We start from the raw sequence: 8,914 nt of genomic DNA on the forward strand, positions 1-8,914 counted from the left end.
GCGTGTCCAGGAAGCGTTCGCGAACGCACGAAACAGATGCGTTCGAACGCTGCGAACGATAGTCTGCGGTCTGTGGCAGACGATCAGGAAACTGTGGTGGCGAGCGTCCCGGCCGAGACCGATCAGACGGGCGCTAAGGGGACGGATCGGCAGGAAGCGGAGCCGCGATGCGCCGGTCCCGGCTGTGCCAAGGCGCTGCCCGGGCGCAGCAGCCGCGCCAAGTACTGCAGCGACGCCTGCCGGGCCGCCGCCTACCGGACCCGCACCACCGCGCACGCCGCTCCCGTCGCCAACGCGCTGCTGCGCGCCCACGACCTCCTGGCCCCGCTGCTGGCCGCCGGCGAGCAATGGCAGGCCGCCCAGGAAGCCCTGCGCGCCCAGCTCGCCGAGCTGAGCACCGGCGCACTCACCCAGGTGGAGGCCGCCGAACAGGCCGCCGAGGAGGCGCGCGCTGCTGCCGCGGCGGCCGAGCAACGCGCCACGACCGCGGCCAACACCGCCGCCAGTCGGATCGCCGCCGCCGAACAGGCCCGCGCCCAGGCCGAGACCGCCCGCGAGCGTGCCGAGGAACGCGAGCAGGACGCCTGGCGGCAGGTCGGCGAGCACCAGGCCGCCCGTGCCCAGGCCGAAAAGGTGGCCAGCGAGGCCGTTGAGCGGCAGCAGCAGGCGGAACGCGACCGTGACGCCGCCCGCCAGCGAACCGCCGAGCTCACCGAGCTGCACACGGCTGTGACCACCCGCATCACTGAACTGGAACAAGAAGCCAACGACCAGCAGCGCGAGCTCGCCGGCCTCCACCGCCGGGCGCAGGAGCAGGAGACCCGGATCCGCAAGGTCGAGCAGGAACGCGACCAGGCCCGCGGCACTGCCACGGCGCACGCGCAGGAGGTCGAACGGCTCCGCCGGGAACTGACCGCCGAACAACAGCGGCGCGAACAAGCCGTCACAGCGGCCGCCGTGGCCAATCAAGCCCACGAGGCCGCCGCCCAGGCGCGAGCCGACGCCGCCAGCGAGGCCGATCGGCTTCGTACTGAGCTCACCAACGCCACCAGCGCGCTACGGACCGCTCACCAGCAGCGCGAGGAGGCCATCACCGCCGCCGCCGTGGCACAGGCTCTGCTGCATGAGCAGGAGACGTCACGCCCACCCCGCCATGTCGGCCCCGATACAGGTCACCCCGCTCCCACCGCTGCCGACCATTAACTAATAACCCTTGAGTCTTTGTATCGCTGCGTGACGCCGGGGCCGGCGTCCGTCCTAGTGCAGGCGTGCGAGCCAGCGGCCGTGCGCGGTCCAGCAGTCGGCTTCCGCGAATCCGCCGGCCAGCGCGATCCGCCGGATGTCGCTCGCCGAAACGGTCGCCCAGCCGAACCATTCCCCTGCAAGTGGCCCCCGGCGTAGCCGGAGCCGGTCGACCCGGCTCCGCGTGCCGGGCGGCGCGACCTCGGCCACGATCGTGCCGTCCGGTCGTAGGAGCTGCCCGACCCTGTGCAGTAGCGCCTCGGGGTTGCCGCCGATGCCGATGTTGCCGTCGGCGAGCAACGCCGTCGCCCAGCGGCCGCTGCCGGGGACGTCGTCGAACACGTCCCGGAGCAGGGCGAACCCTCCGGCGCGGCGGGTCAGGGCGACGGCGCGTGGAGTGATGTCGATGCCGAGTGAGCGGATTCCGCGCCGGGTCAACGCCGCCGTGAGACGTCCGGGGCCGGAGCCGATGTCCAGCGTGGGGCTGGAGCAGCGGCTCAGGATTTCCTCGTCCCCGTCGATCGGCTCGAACCAGCGTGCGGTCTCCAGCGTGACGCGGGTGCCGTCCACGTATTCGATCTCGGCGGTCTCGCCCGCCAGGGCGTCGGCGTAGATCTCCCCGATCATCGGCTCAGCTCCCGCAGCGTGGCGGCGAAACAGGACGCGGGCGCTGCGGCGGCGACGGCGACGGCGTCCGCCGCGGTGTCGACATCGGTCAGCTCGGGCAGGTGCTGAACGGCCAGCCCGGCGCGTTCGAGCCGGTCGAGCTGGTGCTTGCCGGTCTCCGGATGCGACATGGGCACCCCCAGGAGCAGCGCCGGGTCTGGTCGCCGCAGGCCGAGCAGCCAGAAGCCGCCGTCGGCGGCCGGGCCGTACACCGCGTCGTGCTGCTCCAGTGCCTTCCCGGCCTCGCGCAGCAGCTCGGGGGTGACCTGCGGGGTGTCCATGCCGATCAGCACGACGGGGTCCTGCCGTAGCCGGTGGGCGTCGGCGAAGGCGGCCGCCAAGCGCTCGTCCAGGCCCACGCCGCGCTGTGGGATCACCACGAATCCCGCGGGCAGCCAGCGGCCCGGCAGCCCGTCCAGGGCGAGCACCCGCTGGGTGGCCGGTGCCGCGGCGACGGCGCGCACGCTGTCGCGGAGCGCGGCCTCGGCGAGGGCGGCGGCCTCAGGCGGGCTGTACGGCGGGGTCAGCCGGGTCTTGACTCTCCCGGGCAACGGTTCCTTAGCGATGATCACGATCTGCGCCGACGTGTGGTCGACAGTGTGATGACTCAGCGTGCTCAATCCTTTCCAGATGTGGACAGCAGGTGATCCGCCACCGCGAGCAGGGCGATGGCGGCGAGGACGATGACGAGGTTGAGGCCGTAGGCGAGCGGGAGGATCGACAGGTTGTCGGCCCGTCGGCCCAGTGCCAGCACAGTGGGGAGGGTGGCCAGCGTCAGGGTTACCGCCAGGATCAAGGCGGTCCGCACGGGCTGGGGCCACCGGCTGATCACCGTGCCGGCCGCCGCCACCCCCGGGGCGAGCAGGGCGTCGTGTACGACGAGGACCCCGCCGAACCACAGAGCCCATCCGATCAGGACGCCCTCCAGCGTCAGCCCGGCCAGTCCGAGGACGATCAGGGCGCCGCCGGCCGCGTAGCCGACCCATCTCATGTCACTTTCACTTCCTTGACCCACTTGGTCTGCTGGACGCCCGGCCGGTTCGGCGCGATGAGGCGCGCCGGGAAGCCGTGGTCGGCGTCCAGCGTCTGCCCGTTGATCCGCAAGGCCAGCAGTGTCAGCGGATCGGTCCAGTGAGGTGGGCGGATCTCGCTGGTCCGGTACGCCCCTGCCCGTTCCAGGGACTCGACGATGACGAAGGCGTCCGGGGAGGCGCCGGCGGACAGGAGCAGGTCGCGCAGCCGTACGCCGGTCCACTCGCACTCCACGCTCCAGCCCTCCACGCACGAGATCGGCAGGCGCACGGTGTGCTGCGGCAGCCGTAGCAGGTCGGCGTAGCCGAGCGACAAGGGTGTGCGGACGGCACCCGTGACCAGCAGCCGGTAGCCGGGGGCGGGGACCACGCCGGCCGCGGCCGCCGATCTGTTGACGGGCACCCCCTGGGGACCGACGCGGGGATCGCGCGGGGCCAGAACGGCCAGCCGTGCCAGCGGGGTGACCGCCTCGCCCGCGGTGACCAGGGCTGTCAGACCACAGGCCGCGGCAACGGTGAACAACAAGCGCCTGCGCTCAGGGCTCTCCACACGGGTCCACAGGTTCCGCCTGACCTTGGCCCACTCGTTGGCCACGTGGATCAGGAGCGCGCCGTAGACGACGTAGGTCGTCCAGTAGTGCGCCTGGAGGAAGCCGAACGGCCACGGGTAGACGTAGGCGATGTTCAGCGTCCCGGTGACGAGCTGGAACAACGCGCCCGCCACCAGGAGCAGCACGCACAGCCGCTCGAGGGCGTGGCCCGCGGAGCGGAACGGGGGCCACTGCCAGAGCTTCGGGTAGACCGCCCACAGCTTCGCCAGCAGCAGCGGAACCGTGGCGATCCCACCGATGACGTGCAGTCCTTGGGTGACGCGGTAGAGGTTGACCGGCCGGGCGGGCCACAGCAACCAGGCGGGCGGGTGCTGCAGGAAATGGCTGAACAACCCGGTGACGAAGGCGACGGTGAAGCTCACGCCGAGCCAGGCGCTCAGCTTGGCGGCCACCTGCTCGGAGCGCAGGCGGCTGGTGAACTTGGCGGAGAAGGTTGTGAGGTTCATTGGCGTACTTCCGCTTGGTTGGACCGGCGGACGGCCCAGCCGATCAGCACCGCCAGTGCGGCCGCGGCGTAGAACGGGGTTCCGAGGCTGTCGGGGGCGGCCGGGCCGGCGGTGTAGGCGACCGCGCCTGCCAGGGCCACCCCCAGCCATTCCCACCGTCCGTCCATGGCGGCCAGCGCGACGACCAGCAGCGCGTACCAGGAGTACCCGGGCGTGAACAGCAGCAGGAGTGAGCCGCTGACCAGCAGCGCGCCCTGCCAGGGCCGGTCGGCGTCGCCGTAGCGCAGGACGAGGAGGACGACCAGGCCGAGCAGCGCGATCGCGACATAAGGCGCCCACGAGTCCGGCATGACCAGTCGCAGAATCACGTAACGGTTGCCGCCGCCGGGTCCGTCGTAGCGCTCCTCCTTGAGGTAGCCCGGCAGGTATCCCGCCACCGAGGCTCCCGAGGCCAGCACATACGGCAGGTAGGACAGCGCCACCACGAGCGCGGCGGGCACCACGGTGCCGAGGACGCGCCGCCATGCTCCGCCGTTGGATAGCACGCCGTTAGCCAGCACTCCGGACAAGGCGCCGGGAAGCGCCGTTGCGGGCAGCAGCTTGGCCGCCACGGCCGCGCCGAGTAACGCGCCGCGAGCGGAACCGGCGCGAACGGCGCCGAAGGCCAGCACCACCAGCAGCACTCCGAGCATGTCGACGTGCGCGTTGTTCACGGCCTCGACCGGTACGGCTGGGCACCACGCCCAGTACGCCGTCCGGCGGGCGCCCGCGAGCCGGAACAGCACCGCCAGCGCCAGCACGGCCATCACCAAGCCGCCGACCTGGAGGACCTTGTGCCGCGAACCCTCCGGCGACAGCCAGTGGATCAGCAGGAAGTACCCCTGCGCGACCGGCGGGTAGATCGTGGGCTCGGTGGGGCGGTTGATCCGCGTGCAGCCGCCGGCGGGCAGGGGCCACAGGTCGTTAGCGCCGCAGCCGGGTGGGAAGAGCCAGGCGTCGCGCAGCCGGACGAGCGCCGGGTCCGACGGCGGGTGGTCGTAGGGAGAGATGCCCGAGGCCTGCACCCGGCCGTCCCACGCGTACCGGAAGGAGTCAGTGCTGCTGCTCGGCGGGGCGGCCAGTCCTGTTGCCGCCAGCGTGATCCCCCCGGCGATGACCAGCGCGCCGAGCTGCCGTTCGGGCACCCGCCGGGCCAGCCACACGGCGGATGCGAACAGCGCCCAGGCCAGCAGATACCAGCCCAGGCCGGGCGGCCCGGCGGCCATCCTGAGCAGGACGGCCGCCAGGGCGACGAGGGCCCCGCTGACGAGGAGCAAGCTTCGACTCACAGGCGGCAGCCTCGCATCCCGCGACCAATTCGGGACCGTGTCGGCATCTCCTGTTCGCCCTCCGTAAGAACCCTTACGAACCGCTTACGTCGCTTCGGCGCGGGCAAGGCGGCGGGTAGCGTCGGCCGCGTGAGAGTGATGGTCACCGGCTCGGCCGGTTTCATCGGCGAGCATGTGGCCGAGACCCTTAAGGCGGCGGGTCACGATGTCGTCGGCCTGGATCTGCGGGACGGCGCTGACGTGCGTGACGCGGACCTCCTGGACACGGTGCTGCCGGGCGTCGATGTCGTCGTGCACCAGGCGGCCAAGGTGGGTCTCGGCGTGGATGTCTCCGATCTGCCCGACTACGCCTCGGTCAACGTGTACGGCACGGCCGTCCTGCTGGCCGCCATGGCCAGGCATACGATCGGGCGGCTGGTGCTGGCGTCCTCGATGGTCGTCTACGGCGAGGGGCGTTACGAGTGCGCCACACACGGCCAGGTCAGGCCCGGCCCCCGTGCCGTCCATGACCTGGAGCGAGGCCGGTTCGACCCGGCCTGCCCGCGGTGTCGCGAGCCGGTGCGCTGTGCGGTGATCGAGGAGGACGCGCAACCCGATCCGCGCAACGCCTACGCCACCAGCAAACTTGCACAGGAGCACCTGGCCGCCAACTGGGCCAGGGAGACGGGCGGGAGCGCGGCGGCGCTGAGGTATCACAACGTCTACGGGCCGCGCATGCCCCGTGACACCCCCTACGCCGGGGTCGCGGCCATCTTCCGTTCCGAACTGCAGGCGGGCCGGGCGCCGAGGGTGTTCGAAGACGGCCGCCAGCTCCGTGACTTCGTCCACGTGCGCGACGTGGCCAGGGCGAACCTCGCAGCCATGGCTGCGCCCGCCCGGCCCGGCGAGCTGCGGGCCTGGAACATCGCCTCCGGCACCCCGCACACCGTGGGAGAGATGGCCTGCGCGCTGGCCGCCGAACGGGCCGGCCCGAGCCCGCAGGTCACCGGGAACTACCGGCTGGGCGATGTCCGCCACATCGTGGCCTCGCCCGAGCGGGCCGAGACCGAGCTCGGCTTCCGCGCCGAGATCGGCTTCGACGCGGGTATGAAGGAGTTCGCCTGGTCATGACGATCGACGTGATCCTGCCCTGCCTGAACGAGGAGGCCGCGCTCGGCTGGGTGCTCGGGCGCATGCCCGACGGCTACCGCCCCATCGTGGTCGACAACGGCTCCACCGACCGCACTGCGGAGATCGCCCGCGACCTGGGGGCCCGGGTGGTCCACGAACCTATGCGCGGCTTCGGCGCCGCCTGCCATGCTGGATTGCTGATCTCCTCCGCCGAGCTGGTCTGTTTCATGGACGCCGACGCCTCGCTCGATCCCCGCCAGCTGCCCCGGGTGGCCACCCCTGTGCTGGACGGGCGCGGCGACCTCCTACTCGGACGACGTGTGCCGCAGACCGCGGGAGTCTGGCCCCCGCACGCCCGGCTGGGCAACACCGTCCTCGCCCGCAGCCTGCGCCAGCGCACGGGCGCGCCGCTGCACGACCTCGGCCCCATGCGAGCGGCCAGGCGCTCGTCGCTGCTGACGCTCGGCCTTGCCGACCGCCGCTTCGGCTACCCCCTGGAGATGGTGCTACGGGCCGCCGCGGCCAACTGGCGGATCACCGAGGTGGACGTGGACTACCTGGCCCGGACAGGACGCTCCAAAGTGACCGGCACTCTGCGCGGGACGCTGCGCGCCATCGCCGACATGCGACGGGTCATGGCCGAGATCCGGCCCAGTTGACGGCGTGAGGCCGGAGTGGCGGACGGCCTAGTGGCCCGTCACGCAACCTTGGTCGGGTAACTAGTGTCATGCGCCTGAAATTCGTCGGCAATATTTAGCGAGGGATTCGAGGATCTCTTCGGCGGTCTTGGTCCAGACGAACGGTTTCGGGTCGTCGTTCCACTGATCCATCCAGTCGCGGATGTCCTTCTCCAGCGCTTGGACGCTCTTGTGGACGCCGCGGCGGATCAGTTGGTCGGTCAGATAGCCGAACCAGCGCTCGACCTGATTGATCCAGGAAGAGCCGGTCGGCGTGAAGTGCATGTGGAAGCGAGGGTGGCGGGCCAGCCAGGCTTTGATCGCCGGGGTCTTGTGGGTGCCGTAGATGCCCCTATGTTTGTCAAGCCGCATCCGGCAGGTCAGCGATGGTGCGGGGTGAGCTGGCCGGCCGGTGGGTGAGGTTGTAGATCTCGCGGGCGACGTAGCGTTTAATGCAGCGGATGACTTCTCGGCGGGTCTTGCCCTCGGCCAGGCGTCGTTCCAGGTAGTCGCGAGTGCGCTGGTCCCAGCGCAGGCGGCTGAGCACGATGCGGTAGAGGGCGGCGTTGGCTTGGCGGTCACCGCCTCGGTTGAGCCTGCGCCGTTGGGTCTTGCCGGAGGACGCTTCGACGGGGCTGACGCCGCACAGCGCTGCGAAGGAGGCCTCACTGTGCAGTCGTTCGGGGTTGTCGCCGGCCGTGATGAGCAGGGCGGCGGCGCAGTCGGGGCCGACGCCGACGCGCTCCAGCAGCTGCGGGCTATGGGCAGCGACGGCGTCCCGGATGCATCTCTCCAGGTCGCGGGCCTCGGCGGTGAGTTGTTGAATGCGGCGGGCCAACAGCCGCAGCGTGTAGACAGCCGCCGAATGGGCGGGGGCGGCGTCATTGGTGTCGGGTTCGGCCAGGTCCGCGCAGCTGCGGATGAGGGTCTTGGCGCCCAGTCCGGCCAGCGACTCGCGCAACACCGGATCGACGTTGATCAGCACCGCCTTGAGCTGGTTGATCGCCTGGGTGCGGGACTTGACGGCCGAGTCCCTAGCCAGCTTGAACACGCGCATCGCCTCGACGTGCCCATCGCCGGACTTGGGCACCGCGGTGGCTCGCTCGGACAGCGCTGCCCTGGCTGCGGCCTCGGCGTCGACCGCATCGGTCTTGCCCCTTCGGCGGCGGGTCGCCTTGTCCGGCTGGTTGACCTCCACCACCTGGATGCCCGCCTGACGCAGGTGCCGGGTCAGCGCGGCCCCATAGGAGCCGGTGCATTCCACGCCGGCGCGGATCACCAGCCCAAATCCTCGCGCCCACCCCAGCAGCGACCGATAGCCGGCAGCCGTGGCGGGGAAGGCCTTGCTGCCCACCAGTACACCGACGGCAGTGAGCACGGCCGCGACGTGCATGCCTTTGTGGGTGTCGACTCCCAGCAGCACCGGTGTGGCGTCAGCCGTGGCGTGGCCAGGTTGGGCAGGGTCGGGCATGCGGGTCATAAGTGGTCGCGCTCCTGATCATTGCGGGGCTGATGGCCAGCGCCGAGCCGGTGAGGGCGGTCAGGACTGTGACGGTGCCTTCAAGGCCAAGCCCCTATCGGGACACACTCCACCGGATCGACGCATGCGCACCGCCCCCGATCAGGCCGACAGATCTACGGCAGGACACCGAGGCCAGTTGTCGCACGGGTCAAGCCTGATCCGAGGTGGTACGCCCCTGATCCTCACAGAGGTCGCAGACTAGGTTCAGGGCGTCCTGTGGGGTTCCGGTGAACCAGGGTGCGGCCTCGTAGCGGTCGTTGCTGGAGGTGTGGATGGCCAGC

Annotated in this window: 9 protein-coding genes and 1 pseudogene; 3 read left to right on the forward strand and 7 right to left on the reverse strand. The window is 71.1% G+C overall.

The annotated features are described in order from the left end of the window. Nucleotides 1–72: 72 nt before the first annotated feature. Nucleotides 73–1,203, forward strand: coding sequence for a hypothetical protein (locus ACIBVN_RS46660; protein ID WP_397146879.1), 1,131 nt, complete (start codon nucleotides 73–75; stop codon nucleotides 1,201–1,203). 54 nt (nucleotides 1,204–1,257) lie between these two features. Here ACIBVN_RS46660 and ACIBVN_RS46665 read toward each other — a convergent pair whose 3' ends face one another. From ACIBVN_RS46665 to ACIBVN_RS46685, 5 genes are read right to left on the reverse strand one after another with little or no spacing between them, the layout of a single operon-like run. Further along, nucleotides 1,258–1,869, reverse strand: a complete 612-nt coding sequence (locus ACIBVN_RS46665) for a methyltransferase domain-containing protein (RefSeq protein WP_397146881.1) — start codon at nucleotides 1,867–1,869, stop codon at nucleotides 1,258–1,260. Next, a complete protein-coding gene (locus ACIBVN_RS46670) occupies nucleotides 1,866–2,480 on the reverse strand; it encodes a TIGR04282 family arsenosugar biosynthesis glycosyltransferase (protein WP_397146883.1) in 615 nt (204 codons plus the stop codon). Before ACIBVN_RS46670 ends, ACIBVN_RS46665 begins: the two co-directional genes overlap by 4 nt. A 44-nt stretch (nucleotides 2,481–2,524) precedes the next feature. Beyond that, nucleotides 2,525–2,899, reverse strand: coding sequence for a hypothetical protein (locus tag ACIBVN_RS46675; RefSeq protein WP_397146885.1), 375 nt, complete (start codon nucleotides 2,897–2,899; stop codon nucleotides 2,525–2,527). Then, a complete protein-coding gene (locus tag ACIBVN_RS46680; RefSeq protein ID WP_397146887.1) occupies nucleotides 2,896–3,996 on the reverse strand; it encodes a molybdopterin-dependent oxidoreductase in 1,101 nt (366 codons plus the stop codon). Before ACIBVN_RS46680 ends, ACIBVN_RS46675 begins: the two co-directional genes overlap by 4 nt. Then, entirely contained in the window at nucleotides 3,993–5,324 is a 1,332-nt protein-coding gene (locus ACIBVN_RS46685; protein ID WP_397146889.1) for a glycosyltransferase 87 family protein, read from the reverse strand. Before ACIBVN_RS46685 ends, ACIBVN_RS46680 begins: the two co-directional genes overlap by 4 nt. 129 nt (nucleotides 5,325–5,453) lie before the next feature. On the opposite strand from ACIBVN_RS46685, the gene ACIBVN_RS46690 reads away from it, so the two are divergent. After that, nucleotides 5,454–6,434, forward strand: a complete 981-nt coding sequence (locus tag ACIBVN_RS46690) for an NAD-dependent epimerase/dehydratase family protein (RefSeq protein WP_397146891.1) — start codon at nucleotides 5,454–5,456, stop codon at nucleotides 6,432–6,434. Further along, complete coding sequence (locus tag ACIBVN_RS46695; RefSeq protein ID WP_397146893.1) at nucleotides 6,431–7,093, forward strand: glycosyltransferase family 2 protein; 663 nt, start codon at nucleotides 6,431–6,433, stop codon at nucleotides 7,091–7,093. Before ACIBVN_RS46690 ends, ACIBVN_RS46695 begins: the two co-directional genes overlap by 4 nt. A 66-nt stretch (nucleotides 7,094–7,159) precedes the next feature. On the opposite strand, the pseudogene ACIBVN_RS46700 reads toward ACIBVN_RS46695, so the two are convergent. Together ACIBVN_RS46700 and ACIBVN_RS46705 are read right to left on the reverse strand one after the other, a co-directional pair. Then, nucleotides 7,160–7,450: pseudogene (locus tag ACIBVN_RS46700) on the reverse strand (transposase); the annotation flags it as partial. 22 nt (nucleotides 7,451–7,472) lie between these two features. Further along, complete coding sequence (locus ACIBVN_RS46705; RefSeq protein WP_397146895.1) at nucleotides 7,473–8,591, reverse strand: IS110 family transposase; 1,119 nt, start codon at nucleotides 8,589–8,591, stop codon at nucleotides 7,473–7,475. Between the last annotated feature and the right edge of the window lie 323 nt (nucleotides 8,592–8,914).

Origin of the sequence: Nonomuraea sp. NPDC049400 (genome assembly GCF_044466425.1) — a bacterium.
GTDB lineage: Bacteria > Actinomycetota > Actinomycetes > Streptosporangiales > Streptosporangiaceae > Nonomuraea.

What these genes read in the sequence shown, in the direction of transcription:
- ACIBVN_RS46675 (WP_397146885.1), bottom strand. Translation starts at nt 2,899, where the DNA reads ATGAGATGGGTCGGCTACGCGGCCGGCGGCGCCCTGATCGTCCTCGGA.
- ACIBVN_RS46665 (WP_397146881.1), bottom strand. Translation starts at nt 1,869, where the DNA reads ATGATCGGGGAGATCTACGCCGACGCCCTGGCGGGCGAGACCGCCGAG.
- ACIBVN_RS46680 (WP_397146887.1), bottom strand. Translation starts at nt 3,996, where the DNA reads ATGAACCTCACAACCTTCTCCGCCAAGTTCACCAGCCGCCTGCGCTCC.
- ACIBVN_RS46705 (WP_397146895.1), bottom strand. Translation starts at nt 8,591, where the DNA reads ATGACCCGCATGCCCGACCCTGCCCAACCTGGCCACGCCACGGCTGAC.
- ACIBVN_RS46695 (WP_397146893.1), top strand. Translation starts at nt 6,431, where the DNA reads ATGACGATCGACGTGATCCTGCCCTGCCTGAACGAGGAGGCCGCGCTC.